Below are 18898 nucleotides of genomic sequence, written 5' to 3'. Positions count from 1 at the left end.
CCGAGCCTTTCCGCAAGTCGCTGGATCAGAACAGGTCCAGTTGCACACCGCCTTTTTGCGGCTGGACGAAGTCGTCCGAATTCAGTTTCTTGCGGCGCAGGTTGAGCCCGAGACGTTTGGCGGCAAGCGAGAAGCGTTTGCCGATCTGGTCCGCATAGGGACCGCGTCCGCGCATGCGCTCGCCCCATTTGGCGTCGTAATCCTTGCCGCCGCGCATGGACCGGATCAGGTTCATCACATGCTGGTAGCGGTTCGGTCGCTCGCGCAGCAGCCAGTCGCGGAAGAGTTCGGAGACTTCCCGCGGCAGGCGCAGCAGGACATAACCGGCCTCCGCCGCACCGTGTTCGGCCGCGGCCTCAAGCAGGGCCTCGATTTCGCTGTCCGTCAGCGCCGGGATGATCGGTGCCATCATGACGGACGTTGGAATGCCTGCTTCCGAAAGGGCTTTTATGGCACCAAGCCTCTTGTGCGGTGCGGAAGCCCGCGGCTCCATTGCCCGGCAGAGTTTCCTGTCCAGCGTCGTCACCGAAAGCGCGACCTTGACCAGGTTTCGTTTCGCCATGCGGGCGAGGATGTCGATGTCACGGCTGACCAGGGCCGACTTGGTGACGATCGCGACCGGGTGGGAACAGGCCTCCAGAACCTCCAGTATTTCGGGCATCAGCTTGTAACTGCGCTCCATCGGCTGATAGGGGTCGGTGTTGGTGCCGATGGCGATGACGCGCGGGGTGTAGCCGGGACGGGACAGTTCGCGCTCCAGAAGCTCCGCGGCATTGGGTTTGGCAAACAGTCTGGTTTCGAAATCGAGCCCGGGAGACAGGCCCATATAGGCGTGGCTGGGCCTGGCGAAGCAGTAGATGCAGCCGTGCTCGCATCCCCTGTAGGGATTGATCGACCGGTCGAAGGAGATGTCCGGAGACTCGTTGCGGGTGATGATGGTGCGCGCGCGCTCCTCCTGGATCTCCGTCTTGAGCGGCGGCAGGTCGTCAAGGCTGTCCCAGCCGTCGTCGAAGTCCTCTCTGGCAACCGGCTCGAAACGCCCGCTCTTGTTGAGAGCCGCCCCCCGGCCGCGGCGGCGCTCCTCACCCAGCCTTGCGGCTTCCGACGCGGAAGGCTCTGCCGCTGGCGACGCGGGCAGGGAGTGTCTGAAGGCATTCATCAAGGCGTTCCGTAATCAAAAAAGAACATATCAGGAACATTAGCCTAAATCAGAGCTTTCACAAGCGGACTCTCTCGCACTTTGAAATTTTTCATGTAAAACTCGGGCTCATGATAAGTGTCATCATCGCGACAAAGAATTCAGAAACCGAGCTGGTGCACGCCCTCTCGGCTTTGGTACCGGCGGCGGCGGAAGGTGTCGTGCGCGAAGTCATCATTGTGGATGGCGGGTCGACCGACAACACCGACATGGTCGCCGATGCCGCAGGCTGCACCTGGGCGTGCCGCCAGGGCGCGCCGCGCAGCGAGCGTCTTGCCTATGGCGTGTCTCTTTCAAGGCGCGGCGACTGGCTGTTGTTCCTGCGTCCCGAAACGCTGCTGGAAAGCGGCTGGCATCACGAGGCGCAGGCTTTTGTCGAAAGAGCCGCGCGTGCGCGCAAGGGTCCCGGCACCGCCGCAAGTTTCCGCCTCCGCTACGAAGCCTTCGGCTTTGGCGCCCGCATCAGCGAAACCATTGCGGCCCTGCGCTCGCAGCTTCTCGGCATGCCATATGGCAATCAGGGTCTGCTGATCTCGCGCAGCTTCTATCAGAAGCTCGGCGGACACAGGCCACTGCCGGAACTGGAAGACCTGGACATCGCCAAGCGCATCGGACGCGGGCGGCTGGTGTTTCTGCGAGCGGCTGCCGTTTCGTCCGGTGATGCGGAAGACGACAGCGTGCTCTCCCGGTTCCGCCAGTCCCTGGCACGCTTTTGCGTCGGCATGCTGCGCATCCCCGCGAGCGTCGCGGTCAAGCTGCACGGCTGAAATCGGCACTTCGGCCCGGGCAAGGGACTGCCCGTCTTTCGAACGAATGGCGCCTGAGGGAATCTCAGGCTCTTGGCTTGCCCTGTCCGGGGCTAAGCCTCCCGCAGCTTGCCGCGTTTCAGGTGCTCGTCGAGGCGCGGCATGATTTCCACGAAATTGCAGGGCATGTGGCGGTAGTCGAGCTGCCACATCAGGATGCCGTCCCAGGCGTCCTTGCAGGCGCCCGGAGATCCCGGCAGCACGAATATATAGGTGGCGCCGGCGACGCCGCCGGTGGCCCTGGACTGGATCGTCGAGGTGCCGATCTTGTCGTAGGAAATCCGGTGAAAGACCTCCGAGAAACCGTCCATGCGCTTTTCGAACAGGGGTTCCATGGCTTCGGGCGTCACGTCGCGGCCGGTGAAACCGGTGCCGCCGGTGGAAATGATCACGTCGATATCGGGATCCGCGATCCAGTCCTTCGCGATCTTCCGGATGGCCGGCACGTCGTCTGTCACGATCTTCCGGTCCGCGAGGCGGTGGCCCGCCTTTGCAAGCCTTTCCGCCAATATGCTGCCGGACCGGTCCTCTTCCAGCTTGCGCGTGTCGGACACGGTCAAAACCGCAATGTCGAGCGGGATGAACGGGCGCGTATCGTCCAGACGGGGCATGGCGTTCTCCTTTGTCGTCAACAGATAGGCGATTGCTGACGCAGGTTCCAGAGGCAACGGCAATTGCGCTCGGTAACCTGCGACGCAATAAAGTTACAAAAAATAACAAGAATGAGACACTTGCTAAATAGATAGGTCAGTATTATTGACTTAAATAGCAAGACCAAAAACAGCCGAAGAGCCGAACATGACCACCTGGGACAGCCTCTATGCCCGGCGCGCCAGCCGGATGAGCGCCTCGGAAATCCGAGAACTTCTGAAACTCCTGGACCGGCCGGACGTGATCTCCTTTGCCGGCGGCATCCCTGATCCGGATCTGTTTCCGGCGGAGGAATTCAGGCAGGCCTACCAGGAAATCCTCAGTGGACCCGACGCCGGCCGGGCCCTTCAATACGGTGTCAGCGAAGGCAGTCCCCGGCTGCGCGACTGGATCGTGAGCCACATGCGCACCCTCGGCGTTGACTGCGATCCCGGCAATATCCTGATCACTTCCGGCTCCCAGCAGGGACTGGACTATATTGGCAAGCTGTTCCTGTCGGAGGGCGACACGGCCCTGGTGCAATGGCCCACCTATCTTGGTGCGCTGCAGGCATTCAACGCCTACGAACCCCGGTTCGACCGCCTCGATCCATGCGCGAACCGGGACGTCACCGACTATGCGGCGTGCGCGCAGGAGCAGGGCGGCCGGGTCAAGTTCGCTTATCTGTCGCCGGATTTTGCGAACCCGACGGGGCTGTCGGTCGGTCTTGCCGACCGCGAGCGCGTTCTGGCCCTGGCAGAAGAGCTGTCCTGCGCGATCATCGAGGACGCACCTTACGAGGCATTGCGGTATGATGGTGATACGGTCCTGCCGCTGCTGGCCCTCGACAGCCGCAAGCAGGGCGGCATCGAAGCGTCCCGCACACTTTACCTGGGCAGCTTCTCGAAATCCTTGTCACCGGGCCTGCGGCTCGGCTGGGTCTGCGCCGCGAAAGAAGTCATCTCGCGGCTGGTGCTGATCAAGCAGGCAAGCGACCTGAACACGCCGGTCCTCAACCAGGAAGCCATGGCCCGGGTCGCGGAGCGGGTCTTCGACACGCACACGGCGCGCACCAATGCCGTCTACAAGGCCCGCCGCGATGCGATGCTGTCCGCCCTTCAGATCCATATGCCCGAAGGTGTTCACTGGACCAGACCGGATGGCGGCATGTTCATCTGGTTGGATCTGCCCGCCGGCATCGACGCGGCCGATCTTCTGGAAAAATCCCTCGCGACGGTGCGGGTGGCGTTTGTTCCGGGCAAGGCCTTTCATCCGGACGGCAGCGGCGCCAACTCCCTGCGCCTCAGTTTTTCCTGTGCGGACTTTGCTAAAATCGAAGAAGGTATTTCAAGGCTGGGACGCTTGATTTCGGAAACTGTCATGTCCACGGTGTAGGCAATGCGGGTAAACGGGGCTGACGGGGAACCGGTCGATGGCACTGACCGATCAGGTGGACAATTATTGCGAGCGCGTCGGCCCGGATTTCTGGTCCGAGCCGCTGAACGCCGTGACCAACGCAGCCTTTCTGATGGCGGCGGTTGCCGCCTTTGTGTTCTGGCGCCGAAAGACACCCGGAGATCTGCCGGCACTTGTGCTGATCGCGATCGTGTGTGCCACCGGGATCGGCTCGTTCCTGTTTCACACCTTCGCGACCAGGTGGGCCGGCCTGGCGGATGTCATTCCGATCGCCCTGTTCATCCATGTCTATCTTTTTGTCGCCCTGACCCGCTTTCTGGGTCTGCCGTGGTGGGCGGCGCTGGGGATCGTCGCCGTCTTCTTCGCGGCGACACCCCTTGCGGGGCGGGCTGTTGCGCCGATCGTCGGTTCGTCAGCGGGCTATGTTCCGGCCCTCATGGCGATCTTCATCACCGGAGCGCTGTTTGCCCGCTGGGACCGTGAACTGGGAACGCAGGTTCTGCTGACGGGCGCGATCTTCGCCCTGTCGCTGGCGCTGCGAACCCTGGACGGTCCGTTGTGCGATCAGATCGCATTCGGCACCCATTTCCTGTGGCATATCCTGAACGGTGTCGTTCTGTTTCTGCTATTACGGGTTCTCATTTGGCAGCGTGCCGGGTAGACCTCGGGGAAACGTCGGAAAAAAGTACGGTGTCCCGCCGGCAAGGCCGGGATCATCGCAGACATAGCAAGTGACCTCGGGAGACAGGGACCGCAATGAGCGACAGAAAGACCACTGATAGCGATCTGACAGAAGCGGCCCTGTTCTATCATGAGCATCCGCGCCCGGGGAAACTGGAGATCCAGGCGATCAAACCGCTGGGCAACCAGCGCGATCTCGCGCTGGCCTACTCTCCAGGCGTCGCCGCTCCGTGTCTGGAAATCGCTGACGATCCGGCAAAAGCCGCCAACTACACCTCGCGCGGCAATCTGGTCGCGGTCATCTCCAACGGCACCGCGGTGCTGGGGCTCGGCAACATCGGGCCGCTGGCCTCCAAACCGGTGATGGAAGGCAAGGCGGTTCTGTTCAAGAAATTCGCCGGCATCGATGTCTTCGATATCGAGGTCGACGAGACCGATGTCGACAAGTTCGTCCATGCGGTGTCTGTGCTGGAACCGACATTCGGCGGCATCAACCTTGAAGACATCAAGGCGCCGGAGTGTTTCATGATCGAGGCGCAGCTCCGGGAGAAAATGAACATCCCGGTGTTCCACGACGACCAGCACGGCACCGCGATCATTGTCGGTGCCGCCGTCCGCAACGCGCTCGACCTGGCCGGCAAGAAGATCGAGGACGCCAGGATCGTCGCTTCCGGCGCAGGCGCGGCCGCGCTTGCCTGCCTCAACATGCTGGTCTCGCTGGGCGCGAAGCGGGAAAACATCTGGGTGACGGATATCGAGGGCGTTGTCTATGAGGGCCGGGAAGCCCTGATGGACGAGTGGAAGGCGGCCTTTGCCCAGAAGACCGACAAGCGCACGCTCGACGAGGTCATCGAAGGCGCCAACGTGTTCCTGGGCCTGTCCGCCGCCGGTGTCCTGAAACCCCACATGGTGGCGAAAATGGATCAGGGGCCGCTGATCCTGGCCCTGGCCAATCCCAATCCGGAAATCATGCCGGAAGAGGCCCAGGCGGTGCGCGACGACGTGGTCATGTGCACCGGCCGGTCGGATTATCCGAACCAGGTCAACAACGTCCTGTGTTTCCCCTACATATTCCGGGGCGCGCTGGATGTAGGTGCGACCAGCATCAACGAGGAAATGAAACGCGCGGCGGTCGAGGCGATCGCCGGCCTGGCGCGTGAGGAGCCAAGCGATGTCGCCGCCCGCGCCTATGGTGGCAAGGTGGAGACCTTCGGCCCGAACTACCTGATCCCGTCGCCTTTCGACCAGCGCCTGATCCTGCGCATCGCGCCCGCCGTTGCCCGGGCCGCGATGGAGACCGGCGTCGCGACCCGCCCGATCGCGGATTTCGACGCCTATCTGGACCGCCTGAACCGCTTTGTCTTCCGGTCCGGACTGATCATGAAGCCGATCATCCAGAATGCCAGCAAGGACCCGCAGCGGATCATCTATGCGGAAGGCGAGGACGAACGGGTGCTGCGCGCCGCCCAGGTTCTGATCGAGGACAAGATTGCCAAGCCGATCCTGGTCGGCCGCCCCGACGTGCTGCAGCAGCGCTGCGAACGGTTCGGACTGAAGATCCGTCCGGATGTTGACTTCGAGTTCATCAACCCGCAGGACGATCCGCGCTACCGCGACTATGCCGATGAATATTTCGAGTGCGTCGGCCGCCAGGGCATGCCGCCGAACGCGGCCCGGACGGTCGTGCGCACCAACACCACCGTGATTTCGGCGCTCGCCGTGCGACGGGGCGATGCCGATGCGGTCATCTGCGGCCTGGAAGGCCGTTTCATCCGCCATCTGCGCGACATCAAGCAGGTGATCGGGATTTGCGAATCGGCGCGGGACCTGTCCGCCATGTCGCTTCTGATCAATTCCCAGGGGGCGATGTTCCTGTCGGACACCTTCGTCACCGAGGATCCGACCGCCGAGGAAATCTCGGAAATGGCGATCCTTGCCGCCGAAGAAATCCGCCGGTTTGGCATCGAGCCGAAGATCGCGTTGCTGTCGCTGTCGAATTTTGGCTCCCGCGACACGGCGTCATCGCGCAAGATGCGCGAGGCGCTGAACCTGATCTGGAAGCGCTATCCCGGTCTGGAAGCCGACGGCGAAATGCATGGCGATTCGGCACTCAGCGTCGACCTGCGCGAACGGGTCATGCCGGGAAGCAAACTGACCGGCGAGGCCAACCTCCTGTTGTTCCCCAACCTGGATGCGGCCAACATTGCCCACAATCTGCTGAAGGTGGCGACCCAGGCCCTGCATGTGGGGCCGATCCTGCTCGGCGCCGCAAAACCCGCTCATATCCTGACCCCGTCGGTCACATCGCGTGGTGTGGTCAACATGTCTGCATTGGCAAGTGTCGAGGCGCAGACACGTTCGGCGGACTGACCCGTTCGGTCTGGGAGTGCGTCCGGCCATGCGTGTGAGGAAATGCCTGACACGCATGGCCGGCTTTCAAAGAGCTGCCAGAAGGTTTTTTAACCCGGACCGCTTTTCAGCGCAGATCCATTGCCTAACTTATCCAGGAGACCCGACGGCCTTATGGAGCTGCCATGACCTGGACGTTTTCTGCACTTTCCCCGCTTGTATCCATGGGCGTTGCCGCCTTTCTCGCAGTGGCGCCCGCGGCCGCCCAGTCCTCCATTGAACTTGAGACGGTCGCGGACGGCCTGTCCTACCCATGGAGCGTCGCGTTTCTCCCGGAGGGCGGCTACCTGATCACCGAACGGGACGGTGTTCTCAAACACGTGGATGCGGCTGGCGGTGAGACTGCCGTGGAGGGTGTGCCGGAGGTTTTCGCGCAGGGCCAGGGCGGTCTTCTGGATATCGCGCTGGATCCGGATTTCGGGACCAATAGCACGCTTTACCTGACGTTCTCGCAAGGCTCGGTGGAAGGGGCGGGGACGTCGCTCTACAAGGCCGTTCTGGCAACGTCACCGGCGCGCGGATACGCGCTGACCGGCGGGGAAACAATTTTTGCCGGCAACAACCGGTCCTATGGCGGCCGCCATTTCGGTTCGAGGCTGGCCTTCGCGCCGGACGGGCACCTTTTCATGACGATCGGCGAACGGGGGGAGGACGAGCGGGCGCAGGATCCGTCCGACCATGCAGGCTCGGTCCTGCGCCTGACACGGGACGGTGCCCCGGCGCCCGGCAATCCGTTCCTGGAGCGCGATGGCTACCGGCCTGAGATCTGGTCGATCGGTCACCGCAATCCGCAATCCGCAGCGATCCACCCCGAAACCGGCAAGCTCTGGACGGTCGAACATGGCGCGCGTGGCGGCGACGAAGTCAACATCCCGGAAGCCGGCAAGAACTACGGCTGGCCGGTGATCTCCTACGGACGGCATTATTCGGGCGGCAAGATCGGCGAAGGCACCGAAAAACAGGGCATGGAGCAGCCGATCCATTTCTGGGATCCGTCCATTGCACCGTCCGGCATGGCTTTTGTCACCGGCGACACCTACCCGGACTGGCGGGGAAACCTTCTGATGGGCGCGCTGCGGGGCCAGCATCTTGCCCGGCTTGAGCTGGACGGCGCGCGGGTTGTGGCGCAGGAAAAGCTGCTCGGTGATCTGGACGAGCGCATCCGGGATGTGCGCCAGGGGCCGGACGGATATATCTATGTTCTGACCGACAGCGACGACGGCCGTCTGATCCGTCTGGTACCGGGATCGGGTTGACGAAGCACCGTGCGCCCGGCGGGCCTTTTTACATGACTGCTTGACTTTTCAGGCCGCTAAGCCGATATAGCGGCGTGCAACCGCTGCCGCGTGAGCAGACAGCGCGCCCTTTTTTCCAAAACCATCGTGTTTTCAAGGGCAGCCGCTTGCCGGTTGCAGTCAAGGGCCCAATGAGGGGTCCAACCAGTTCCCATGTCACGCGAGGGTCTGGCGGCACAGAGCCCGTTTTTCGAAACGAAGCGGCTGCCGCAATCCATCATCGAACCGCAAGGATGCGTTCCTGCGGTCATCCGGGCGTGTTTCCTTACGCCCGAAAAGGAATTTATATTGACCGACTTTCAAAGCCTGGGACTTTCCGACGGCCTCCTGAGCGCTGTTGCTGACAACGGCTATGACCAACCGACACCGATCCAGCAAAAAGCGATCCCGTTGATCCTGGAAGGCCGTGACCTCATGGGTCTGGCCCAGACAGGAACAGGCAAAACCGCAGCTTTCGGGCTGCCGCTGATCGACAGCCTGCTTGCGGACAACGCAAGAGCCCGGCCCAAGGGCACCCGCGCCCTGATCCTGGCACCGACGCGCGAACTGGTGAACCAGATCGCCAAGAACCTGATTTCCTTCCTGAAAAACACCCCGTTGCGTGTCACCTCAGTCGTCGGCGGCGTGTCGATCAACGGCCAGATCAAGCGCCTGTCCAAGGGCACGGACATTCTGGTCGCGACCCCGGGCCGGCTGCTGGACCTCGTCGACCGCAACGCCGTCGATCTGGCATCGGCCTCCTATCTCGTCCTCGACGAGGCGGACCAGATGCTGGATCTCGGCTTCATCCACGCCCTGCGCCGCATTGCCGGACTGGTCGCCAAGGAGCGTCAGACGCTGCTGTTCTCTGCGACCATGCCCAAGCAGATCAACGAATTGGCCCAATCCTACCTGCGCAACCCGGAGCGGGTGGAAGTCTCGCCGACGGGACGGACCGCCGACAAGGTGACGCAGTCTGTGTATTTCATGGACCAGAAGGCCAAGGGCGACTTCCTGGTCGAGCAATTGCAGGCAAAGCCTGACGGCATGTCGCTCGTCTTCGGCAGGACCAAGCACGGCGCGGAACGGCTCATGCGCAAGCTGGCGCAATGTGGCATTGCAGCAGGCTCCATCCACGGCAACAAGAGCCAGAATCAGCGCGACCGGGCGATTCGCGATCTGCGCGAGGGCAAGATCAATGTTCTGGTGGCGACGGATGTCGCGGCCCGCGGCATCGACATTCCCGGCGTCAGCCATGTGTACAATTTCGAACTGCCGGAAGTGGCTGAAGCCTATGTCCACCGTATCGGACGGACGGCGCGTGCGGGTGCTGAAGGCGAGGCAATTGCCTTGTGCGCGCCCGAGGAAATCGGTCTGTTCCGGCAGATTGAGAAGCTGATCGGCATCGACATCACGGTCGCCGGCGGCGAGATCCCGCCAATGTCGGCTGCCAGCAAGCCCAAGCGTGGCGGCGGCGGCGGTAACCGGGGTGGACAGAATCGCGGCGGCGGCAGGCCGAACGTGAAAAAGACCACCGGCAGCAACGACAATGCCCAGAACCGGCGCCCGAACCGCAGACGGACGACCGGCCGCAAGAGCGCTGCATAAGCGATCTCGTGACGGCACAATGCAAGACGCCCGGCCATCTGGCCGGGCGTTTTTTTGTGCCTGACAGGGAGACAGCAACGTGCGGAGGCGCACCGCGGTGCTGGCTGCGCACCGGGTCCGGTGCGCCCAAAAAAAAGCACCGGGAAGTGGCCTTCCCGGTGCAGAACCTTGTGGTCGATGGGTTTCAAAACTGCCGGAGCCGTTCTGAACGTGATTTTGGAAGTTTACCTGACCCCGGTCCATAACCGCCGCGATCTGGAAGGAGCCAGCTTTCTTCCTGTCCACAAGGTATCCAACCGCTTGCACGGTTCGATCCCATTATCTCGTCGGGAAACTCGCGGGATTTCCGCGAAGACCGTGCAGTTCGCCGCCGGATACCGACCGTTCACCGCAGTTTTGCCCCCGTTGGAGGTAAACCTAAATTAACCAAGTTGAATGCGCAATCATGTGACCTAACGTCAGGTTTGTTGCGTGTGGATAATAAAAATACCCTTTAAAATCAGTTAGTTGATGTCGATTTTGGTGATGAGGGGGGCTTTGGAAAGCCAGGGTTGGCGGGGCAGAGATGGCGGGCGGATCAAGAAGCGCTTGAATTTCAATCAGATAGCGGACGCATTGCGGTAACTTATTGATGGATAGATAAAATTTATGCGCTGACTTTCAGCACCGGGATCTGCAACCGGTTCCAAAAAGCCGGTGTCGGAATGAGGGCGTCTGACCGGGCAGCATCCGTTTTCCGACAAATTTTGAACAATAAGTATAAAATTTTCTTTTGGGCCCATCCAATTTCTTTTTTTGGCGTTAAGGAGGGTTGACCTTACCCTTACGTGAAGCTAATTCACCTCTCACCGCAGTTTAATAAATCAAATAAAACTAATCGGACCCGAACAGGGACGGATTGGACAAGACAATGCGGATGTTCAGGGTGGGAACGACACTTCTGAAGAAATTGTCCGTCGATAGACGGACCTTGAATTTGTGGCGCGGGACATGGCGCGCGGCTCAAGAAGTGCGGACAGACCGCACCTGGCCGCTGCCCAAGTGACAACCGCAACGAACCGGCCTCCCATCACCGGTTCGATAAGACCCATCGGCCGCAAGTCAGCGGCATCGGAAAGATTTCTTTCCGGTGCCGTTTTTTTTGAGCAAACTGACTGACTTGAGAGCGGCGCGGATGGGCCCGGTGGTGAACAGTCCGGCGCACGGCCGAAAAGAATGACCCGGCTCGGAGCCGGGTCGCTGACATCAGGGAAATTGCTCGGGTGCGGCCGGACCGGCGGTCGGTGTCCGCCTCACATGTTCGGATAGTTGGGTCCACCGGCGCCTTCCGGTACGGTCCAGGTGATGTTGCCGTTCGGATCCTTGATGTCGCAGGTCTTGCAGTGCACGCAATTCTGCGAATTGATCTGGAACTTCGGGGCGTCCGCGCCCTCTTCCACCCATTCGTAGACGCCTGCCGGGCAGTAGCGGCTCGACGGACCGGCATAGACATCGTGTTCGGATGTCTTTTGAAGAACCGGATCCTTCACCTTCAGGTGGATCGGCTGGTCTTCCTCATGGTTTGTGTTGGACAGGAAGACGGACGACAGCTTGTCGAAGGAGACGACCCCGTCCGGCTTCGGATAGTCGATCCTTTCGCAGTCCTTGGCGGGTTTCAGGGTGTCGCGATCCAGCTTGCCGTGCTTCATGGTGCCGAAGAAGGAGAAGCCGAACAATTCGTTCGTCCACATGTCCAGTCCACCAAGGCCGATGCCCAGCCAGGTTCCGAATTTCGACCAGAGCGGCTTGGTGTTGCGCACTTTTTTCAGGTCTGCGCCGATCGGGCTGTCGCGCCAGGCCTGATCGTACCGGCTGAGCTCGGTATGCGCCTCGCCGCGGCCGATGGCCTCCATGACTTCTTCGGCGGCCAGCATGCCGGAAAGCATGGCATTGTGAGAGCCCTTGATGCGCGGCACGTTGACGAAGCCCGCGGAACAGCCCATGAGCAGGCCGCCCGGGAAGGAGAGTTTCGGCACGGACTGATAGCCGCCCTCGGTGATTGCGCGTGCCCCGTAGGAAATGCGCTTGCCGCCCTCGAATGTGTCGCGGATCGCCGGATGGGTCTTGAAGCGCTGGAACTCGTCGAAGGGCGACAGCCAGGGATTCTCGTAGTTGAGATGAAGGACGAAGCCCACGGCCACCTGATTGTCCTCCAGGTGGTAGAGGAAGGACCCGCCGCCGGTTTTGCCGTCCAGGGGCCAGCCGAAGGAGTGCTGCACCAGACCGAGCCTGTGCTTGTCCGGATCGACCTGCCACAGCTCCTTGATGCCGATGCCGAATTTGGGAACGTCGCAGTCTTTGTCCAGCCTGAACGTCTCGATAAGCTGCTTGGCCAGAGAGCCGCGGACGCCTTCGCCGATCAGCGTGTACTTGCCGCGAAGCTCCATTCCCCGCGTGAACATCGCGTTTGGCTTGCCGTCGCGGCCGATGCCCATGTCTCCGGTGGCCACGCCGACGACCTTGCCGTCGTCATCATACAGCAGCTCGGAGGCCGCGAAACCGGGATAGATCTCGACACCAAGGGCCTCGGCCTTTTCGGCGAGCCAGCGGCAGACGTTGCCGAGCGAAACGATGAAGTTGCCGTGATTGTTCATCAGTTTCGGGAGGAAAAGATTCGGCAGGCGCATGGAACCCGCTGGGCCGAGCACGAGGAAATGATCGGCGGTCACCGGCGTCTTGATCGGTGTGTCTTCCTCACGCCATTCGGGGAGCAGCTTGTCGAGTGCGATCGGGTCGATGACGGCGCCGGACAGAATATGAGCACCGACTTCCGATCCCTTCTCCAGCACCACGACGCTCAGCTCTTCGCCTTTTTCACTGGCGATCTGCTTCAGCCGGATCGCCGCGGCAAGCCCGGCAGGGCCTGCGCCGACGATCACGACATCCACGTCCATGCTTTCGCGTTCGCCAAGCGTTTCCTGTTCGCTCATGTCTTTCTCCCTCCGCCCAAAGGGGCATGCCTTGTTTCACGGACGGTCAGCCGGAAGCCATTGGATGACCAAAAGCCCCTCGATACCCTGCGGTCCAAGGCAGGTGTTCCGCGTCCGTTGTCACGGCAACCGGTTGTTACCGCCTATGTGCCCTATTTCGCAGTGCGAAACACGACATTTATCGTGGTCCAAAACGAATTCGGGCAGCGTGTTCTCTCGTCCGGCCCAGATAGATCAAAGCAGGCAATGGGCGTCAAGAGTAATATTAACGTTTACGTAAACGTAAATTACCGCGGTAACTGGTGGCTTGCCGTGGCGAGCGGTTTCTGAAAAAAGGCCTCCTGCGGCCCGCTTTTGCGGTGGCGCGCTTGTACTATTGCGGCTGGGGGGTACACTCAACACCGGAGGCTCTTTGCGTGCAGAACACACCGACCGACCAACGCCAGATCGAAGCCCTGCTGGATTTTTTCACCAGCGCGGGTGTCGACTGTTTTCTGGGCGACGAGCAGGTCGACTGGTTCGCCCGGACGCGTGAAGCGGCGCGGGTGCAGCCGGATCAGGGGAGGCCCGGACCGCAACAGGTGTCGCAGACACTGCCCGGGAGCTCTGCCGGCCGGGATGGAAACCGATCCCAGGCTCGTCTTGACCCTCAGACCCGATTGGACCCTCAGTCCCAGTTTGATCCCCGGGCCCAATCCGCGCCGCAGGCGCGCGCGCCGGGCACTGGTCCTGCCGCTGTGCTGCCGGACGGCGAGGTGATCGCCGCCGCCAGGGACCTTGCGGCCCGGGCCTCGTCTCTTGCCGAATTGCAGGCATGTCTGGAGACCTTCGATGGCTGCAATCTCAAGCTTACCGCGAAGAAACTGGTCTTCGCTGACGGCAATCCGCAAGCCCGGCTGATGTTCGTGGGCGAGGCCCCGGGCCGCGACGAGGATCTGCAGGGCAAACCGTTTGTCGGCCGGTCCGGCCAGTTGCTCGACAGAATGCTGGCCGCAATCGGCCTCGACAGGTCGTCAGCCTATATCGCCAACGTGGTGCCATGGCGTCCGCCGGGAAACCGCACGCCGACACCCCAGGAAACGGAAATCTGCAAACCGTTCATCGTGCGCCAGATCGAGCTGGTCAAACCGGATGTGCTGGTGTTTCTGGGAGCGGCTTCCGCAAAAACGCTGCTCAATGAGAAGGACGGCATCCGCAAATTGCGCGGGCGCTGGATGACTTATCCGGCAGGCGGACGGGAAATTGCCGCGATCGCGACCTACCACCCGGCCTACCTGCTGCGCAGCCCTCTGGAAAAAAGACTTTCCTGGCGCGATTTTCTTGCAATCGGACAAAAACTATCGGGTTAACCGGTGATCGTTTGTCTGATTGCAGATTGAAACCAGTATTCCCTTGCGTTACTATGAGGGGTGGGGCGAATTTTATAGAACTAAAGTATAGTATAGAGTAAATGAGGGCTGGTGGGTAATTGTAAACTTGAATAATACAAATTTCATCATCGGATTTATTGATTTTTAATTCGGGCGTGGTTTTTCACATAAGCAAGTTTACGGGTGTTCCGTCATCATATGGAAGTCGGCAATCGATCTGAACCAAGGGGATAAATTGACAGGACCAGAGTTGAACATCCCTGAAAATGCCGTACTGCACATCTTGGTCCTGGACTTCGACACCCTGGGCTGTGAGGAAACGTCTGCTTCCGGCTTCAGCAGGAACGGATGCCGGGTCCTGTCGACAAAGCATCGGCGCGTCGGCAAGACCCTGGGGCTCCGGATCGCCGGTTTTGATCAGATGGTCAAGGCCAGGGTCTCCGAAGTCAGCGGCGCCGACGTCGTCGTTCGTTTCGAATTCGATGAAGCCGAGAACACGGAAAAACGCAGCGAGCGCCGCCGCAGGGTGTCCATACCGGCCTGGGTCAGCGGCCAGAACTCTCGTGAAGGGCTCCGGTGCGAAATAGTCGATGCCAGTCCGTCCGGTTGCCGGCTCGCAAGCTATCAGATGGAAAACCTGCCCGCTGATATCCAGCTTCAGATTGCCGGCCTCGATCTGCCGGTCGTCGGCAAGATCGTCTGGCGGTCGCCGGAATATGCCGGCGTGAAGCTTATCTGGAAGTTCACCAGCAGCAGGGAATTTGATGAAAAACGCCTCCATGCACCGTCCGGTGCGAGAGAGACCGGCGCGAAGCCCAAGCCCAGCGCCAAGCCCAAGCCAAAACGCACTTCGGACAATTCCGGTTTTGGTGTCAGGCGCACCAAGGACTGACCCGGACAAGGACCTGTCTGGTCTCCGGGCTGACACCGCGCGCTCCGGCAACACGCTTGCGTACCTTTCCTGCCGTTCCATCCCGGGTCACCGTATCGGGCACGCCATCCCGGCCGATCCCTTCCTTCGAGAGTTGTTTGCAGATGCCGTGACCCGGACGGCCCGCCAGAATGTCCTCCTGGCCGTCTCTCGTGTGTTAACCAGGTTTTCAGTCTTCCGATCGTAAGGTAAATCGTGCAAATCGGGGGGACGACATGAGCACTACTGCCGCTGCTATGAATGCGGATAACAGAATTGCGGCTCAGGTCGTCGATCTGGCCGACATGTCCTTTTTCGACGCGACCGCCTATGACGTTTGTGAAACGGGCTGCCGGATCGCGACCGACAGGATCGATCTTCTCAAGGAAGAAGTGGGATTGCGCCTCGCGGGTTTCGACGAGCTTGTTCGCGGCAGGGTGGTTGCCTGCGGCGATCGCGATGCGCAGATCTCGTTTCAGCTCAAGCAGGAGGAGCCTGGCGAAAAGCGGCGGGAAACCCGCCGGCCGGTCTGGATGACCGCTGTTGTCAGCGGCAGGAAGCAGCCGACGACGATGAAATGCCGGATCGTGGACGCCAGCAAGTCCGGGTGCCGTCTGGAAGGCGACACCGTTGGGCGCCTGCCCGAAGCGATCGAAATCGCCATCCCCGGCATGGATCAGCCGATCTGCGGATCGATTGTCTGGCGGAAAGACAATCAGGCGGGTGTCCGGCTGAGCTGGCCGTTCAAGGCGGGGCCCAAGCCGACAAAAGAGTCGCTTGCCAAACGCCCGGGAGAAGACAAACAGCCTGTTTCCGGACCAAAGGTGAAAAAGAAGATCAGCGCATTCGGCGGCTAACACCGAAGCGTGTTGGTTTTGCCCCCACTGATGGTCCGTTTCCGTCTGCCGGCAGGGCGCGTCGGCCGGCCTTCACAGACAGCTTTTATCCGCTGCAAGGCCTCATGGCCTTTGCAACTGCCCGCCGGATACATATATCGGAGGAGATTGTGAACTCCTTCAGGGCTATTCCGCGTGCTTTCAAAAATCCGCAGCTATCTTCCCAGACCTTTCCGCGATGAAAAAACCGTCATTCCGGTCGTTCGGCTCCAGGGAGCGATCGGCGGCGGCGGCCCTCTGAGAACGGCCCTTTCCCTCGCGACTGCCGCGATGCCGCTTGAAAGGGCGTTTTCGGTCAAGAAAGCGCCTGCTGTCGCGTTGATCGTCAATTCGCCTGGGGGCTCGCCTGTTCAGTCGCGTCTCATTTTCAAGCGGATCCGCGATCTTGCAAAGGAAAACCAGAAGGACGTGCTCGTTTTCGTCGAGGACGTCGCGGCCAGCGGCGGCTATATGATCGCGGTCGCCGGAGATGAAATCTTTGTCGATCCGTCTTCGGTCGTGGGGTCCATCGGTGTCGTTGCCGCCGGCTTCGGCTTCACGGAAATGATCAAGAAGATCGGCGTCGACCGGCGCGTTTATACGGCGGGCGAGAAGAAGGTGATCCTCGATCCGTTCCAGCCGGAAGTGCCCGAGGACATCGAGTATCTGAAAAGCCTGCAACTGGAAATCCACGAGACCTTCATCGACCTGGTGAAATCACGCCGGAGCGACGTGCTGGCCGACGACGCCGATCTGTTCAGCGGCAAGTTCTGGACAGGGCGCACGGCGATCGAACTTGGTCTGGCCGATGCCATCGGAGATCTGCGCGGCGTCGTCAGGGAGCGCTACGGCGACAAGGCCGAGCCGAAACTGATTTCCGCCCCGCGCGGACTGTTTGGCCGCAAGGCCGGCGTGGGCATCGGCCGATCCGGCAGCCGGCTGATCGAAGGGCTCGGCGAAGACCTGATGTCGTCGGTGGAGGAACGGGCAATGTGGATGCGTTACGGCCTTTGAATTGGCACATTGCCCGTGTCAGGTGCGGGCAGACAAGGGGAACGACATGACCGAACTGATTGGTGTGGCCGCACTGGCCGTTGGCGGATACTGGATCATGCAGCGCGTCAAGCGCAAGATGGCCGACGTCGAGAACCGGATCTCCCGCGCGGCGGCCAAGGCAGACCCGAACGGCCGCGGCCCGAAGCTGGTGCAGGACCCGGTCAGCGGCAAATACCGGCCGCAGGCCTGAAGGAACGGCGGGCAGGATGTCCAGCCCGCCGGATTTGATCATGTGACCGTTTCTGCCCGGAAAAGCCCCCAGCGCGCTGTGCCGCCACGCGCGGCCCCGGCCAAAACGATGGCCGTCAGCACAACAAGAAGACCTTCCGCGATCGGACCGGACAGCCAGATGCCGGGTTCGCCGAAACCGCGCGGCAGCACGAACAGCAGCGGCAGGAAAAAGACGTAGGGCTTGGTCAGGCTGAGCACGGCTGCCCGGCGCGCGTCTCCGAGCGCCTGGAAGTAGGTCGCGACCACGAACAGGGGCCCGGCGGCAAAATACATCGCCACCATCACCGGCAGAATGCGTCCGATTTCGCCGATGACCTCGGGGTCCTCGACAAACACAAAACCAATGTGTCTTGCTCCGAACCACAGGACGACTTGCACACAAAGGCTGTACGCGAGGGCTATGCCGAGCCCCAGGCGCAAAGTGTCGTCCGAGCGCCGCCACTGGTGCGCGCCGGCGTTGTTGCCGATCATGGATTGCAGTGCCATGGAAAGGCCGAGCAGCGGCAGATAGGCAAAGGTCATGATCCGGGTGGTCACGCCGAAAGCGGCCACGGTGGTTTCATAGCCTTCGGCCCCGAATGCCTGAAGAACCGCGAGCGTTGCCGCCGCTCCGAAGGCGATGCCGATAAAGCTGAGGCTCTGCGGTGCGCCGAGCACCACAATGGTGCGCCAGTGCGAGGTCAGCGGGTTCCGGACAAGGTCCTTCGGGCCAAGAGCGGTGCGACCGCTCAGGCGATAGCAGGTCACGAAGGCAAATGCGGACACCTGAGCCAGCACGGTACCGTAGGCACTGCCCGCAACGCCGAAGTCGAACACGGCAATCAGCAGGTAGTTCAAGGCCAGATTGGCCAGCGAGACGGAGAGGCTGAGCCCGGCCATCAGCAGGACATGGCCCTCGTTCCGCAGAGCGTCGGAATTGACCGCCAGCACGAACATCAGCGGCGAGAAACCGATGGTGATCGCGAGATACGTGAAGCTCATCGCCGCGATCCCGCCCGCGCCATCGGCCGCTGCAAGCGTTGCCGTCCGGCCGAAGACGAGCAGCAGGAGGATGAGCACGGTGCCGGCGGAGAGTGCCAGACCGTGTGCGCCGGTGTAGACGGCACGCGCCTCCTTGAACCGGCCGCCGCCCAGATGTCGGGCGAGCAGGCTCGACATGCCGCTGGAGACGAGTGTCGCCAGCGCGGCCAGGAGCATATAGGCGGGAAACATCAGGGTGACCGCGCTGAGCGCGTCAGGACCGACATAAAGCCCCAGGAAGACCGCATCCGCGACGGTCAGAAGCCCGTTCATGCTCATGACGAGTATGATCGGCAGGGCGGTTTTCAGCAGCGTCGGGCCGATCGGCCCATGCGTGAACGCATTTGCTCTGGAGGTGTCGTGCGACATACCATTCTCCGAGATCTGGGCATTTCGAGATGAAGGAGGGGCTCGCATTGCCACCAGCGCGAAATGCGTCGGGGAA

The 18898-nt window shown here is 61.4% G+C and carries 15 protein-coding genes; 11 read left to right on the top strand and 4 right to left on the bottom strand.

Annotated features, from left to right (window positions below):
- Positions 1-25: 25 nt before the first annotated feature.
- Entirely contained in the window at positions 26-1159 is a 1134-nt protein-coding gene (locus AC0VX3_RS22475; RefSeq protein ID WP_475522384.1) for a PA0069 family radical SAM protein, read from the bottom strand.
- Positions 1160-1269: 110 nt separating this feature from the next.
- Between AC0VX3_RS22475 and AC0VX3_RS22470 the strand changes: the two genes are divergently transcribed.
- Positions 1270-1965: a glycosyltransferase gene (locus tag AC0VX3_RS22470; RefSeq protein ID WP_342890953.1), complete on the top strand. Its 696-nt coding sequence runs from the start codon at positions 1270-1272 to the stop codon at positions 1963-1965.
- Between the two features lie 92 nt (positions 1966-2057).
- Here the strand turns inward: AC0VX3_RS22470 and moaB are convergent, their stop codons facing one another.
- Positions 2058-2615, bottom strand: coding sequence for a molybdenum cofactor biosynthesis protein B (gene moaB, locus AC0VX3_RS22465; RefSeq protein ID WP_475522383.1), 558 nt, complete (start codon positions 2613-2615; stop codon positions 2058-2060).
- A 187-nt stretch (positions 2616-2802) separates the two neighbouring features.
- On the opposite strand from moaB, the gene AC0VX3_RS22460 reads away from it, so the two are divergent.
- The 5 genes from AC0VX3_RS22460 to AC0VX3_RS22440 all read left to right on the top strand — a co-directional run bounded on the left by AC0VX3_RS22460 (position 2803) and on the right by AC0VX3_RS22440 (position 10022).
- The gene (locus AC0VX3_RS22460) at positions 2803-4029 is read left to right on the top strand and encodes an aminotransferase-like domain-containing protein (RefSeq protein WP_475522382.1); all 1227 of its coding nucleotides are present in this window, start codon (positions 2803-2805) and stop codon (positions 4027-4029) included.
- A 37-nt stretch (positions 4030-4066) separates the two neighbouring features.
- Positions 4067-4711, top strand: a complete 645-nt coding sequence (locus AC0VX3_RS22455) for a ceramidase domain-containing protein (protein ID WP_475522381.1) — start codon at positions 4067-4069, stop codon at positions 4709-4711.
- Between the two features lie 95 nt (positions 4712-4806).
- Positions 4807-7101, top strand: coding sequence for an NADP-dependent malic enzyme (locus AC0VX3_RS22450; RefSeq protein WP_475522380.1), 2295 nt, complete (start codon positions 4807-4809; stop codon positions 7099-7101).
- A gap of 164 nt (positions 7102-7265) precedes the next feature.
- Positions 7266-8396 (top strand): PQQ-dependent sugar dehydrogenase, encoded by a 1131-nt coding sequence (locus AC0VX3_RS22445; protein WP_475522379.1) that lies wholly within the window; start codon positions 7266-7268, stop codon positions 8394-8396.
- 327 nt (positions 8397-8723) lie between these two features.
- On the top strand, positions 8724-10022 hold the full coding sequence (locus AC0VX3_RS22440) for a DEAD/DEAH box helicase (protein ID WP_342890947.1): 1299 nt from the start codon (positions 8724-8726) through the stop codon (positions 10020-10022).
- 1292 nt (positions 10023-11314) lie between these two features.
- Here AC0VX3_RS22440 and AC0VX3_RS22435 read toward each other — a convergent pair.
- Complete coding sequence (locus tag AC0VX3_RS22435) at positions 11315-12991, bottom strand: electron transfer flavoprotein-ubiquinone oxidoreductase (protein WP_475522378.1); 1677 nt, start codon at positions 12989-12991, stop codon at positions 11315-11317.
- Positions 12992-13407: 416 nt separating this feature from the next.
- Between AC0VX3_RS22435 and AC0VX3_RS22430 the strand changes: the two genes are divergently transcribed.
- From AC0VX3_RS22430 to AC0VX3_RS22410, 5 genes are all read left to right on the top strand, one after another.
- Positions 13408-14340 carry a uracil-DNA glycosylase gene (locus AC0VX3_RS22430; RefSeq protein ID WP_475522377.1) on the top strand — a complete coding sequence of 311 codons (933 nt, stop codon included), beginning with the start codon at positions 13408-13410 and terminating at the stop codon, positions 14338-14340.
- Between the two features lie 271 nt (positions 14341-14611).
- Positions 14612-15253 carry a PilZ domain-containing protein gene (locus AC0VX3_RS22425; protein WP_475522376.1) on the top strand — a complete coding sequence of 214 codons (642 nt, stop codon included), beginning with the start codon at positions 14612-14614 and terminating at the stop codon, positions 15251-15253.
- Positions 15254-15507: 254 nt separating this feature from the next.
- Positions 15508-16128, top strand: coding sequence for a PilZ domain-containing protein (locus AC0VX3_RS22420; RefSeq protein WP_475522375.1), 621 nt, complete (start codon positions 15508-15510; stop codon positions 16126-16128).
- A 174-nt stretch (positions 16129-16302) separates the two neighbouring features.
- Positions 16303-17160, top strand: a complete 858-nt coding sequence (locus AC0VX3_RS22415) for a S49 family peptidase (RefSeq protein ID WP_342890941.1) — start codon at positions 16303-16305, stop codon at positions 17158-17160.
- Between the two features lie 46 nt (positions 17161-17206).
- Complete coding sequence (locus AC0VX3_RS22410) at positions 17207-17392, top strand: hypothetical protein (RefSeq protein ID WP_342890940.1); 186 nt, start codon at positions 17207-17209, stop codon at positions 17390-17392.
- A gap of 38 nt (positions 17393-17430) precedes the next feature.
- Here AC0VX3_RS22410 and AC0VX3_RS22405 read toward each other — a convergent pair whose 3' ends face one another.
- A complete protein-coding gene (locus AC0VX3_RS22405) occupies positions 17431-18822 on the bottom strand; it encodes an MATE family efflux transporter (RefSeq protein WP_475522374.1) in 1392 nt (463 codons plus the stop codon).
- Positions 18823-18898: the final 76 nt, after the last annotated feature.

The organism is Roseibium sp. QJM3NY_11, from assembly GCF_056173175.1.
The sequence above is the reverse complement of the archived record's forward strand: the minus strand, read 5'-3'. Positions and strand labels throughout refer to the sequence as shown.

Coding starts and splice junctions, on each gene's coding strand:
- AC0VX3_RS22475 (WP_475522384.1), bottom strand. CDS start 1,159: ATGAATGCCTTCAGACACTCCCTGCCCGCGTCGCCAGCGGCAGAGCCT.
- moaB (WP_475522383.1), bottom strand. CDS start 2,615: ATGCCCCGTCTGGACGATACGCGCCCGTTCATCCCGCTCGACATTGCG.
- AC0VX3_RS22435 (WP_475522378.1), bottom strand. CDS start 12,991: ATGAGCGAACAGGAAACGCTTGGCGAACGCGAAAGCATGGACGTGGAT.
- AC0VX3_RS22420 (WP_475522375.1), top strand. CDS start 15,508: ATGAGCACTACTGCCGCTGCTATGAATGCGGATAACAGAATTGCGGCT.
- AC0VX3_RS22450 (WP_475522380.1), top strand. CDS start 4,807: ATGAGCGACAGAAAGACCACTGATAGCGATCTGACAGAAGCGGCCCTG.
- AC0VX3_RS22470 (WP_342890953.1), top strand. CDS start 1,270: ATGATAAGTGTCATCATCGCGACAAAGAATTCAGAAACCGAGCTGGTG.
- AC0VX3_RS22445 (WP_475522379.1), top strand. CDS start 7,266: ATGACCTGGACGTTTTCTGCACTTTCCCCGCTTGTATCCATGGGCGTT.
- AC0VX3_RS22410 (WP_342890940.1), top strand. CDS start 17,207: ATGACCGAACTGATTGGTGTGGCCGCACTGGCCGTTGGCGGATACTGG.
- AC0VX3_RS22460 (WP_475522382.1), top strand. CDS start 2,803: ATGACCACCTGGGACAGCCTCTATGCCCGGCGCGCCAGCCGGATGAGC.
- AC0VX3_RS22455 (WP_475522381.1), top strand. CDS start 4,067: ATGGCACTGACCGATCAGGTGGACAATTATTGCGAGCGCGTCGGCCCG.
- AC0VX3_RS22405 (WP_475522374.1), bottom strand. CDS start 18,822: ATGTCGCACGACACCTCCAGAGCAAATGCGTTCACGCATGGGCCGATC.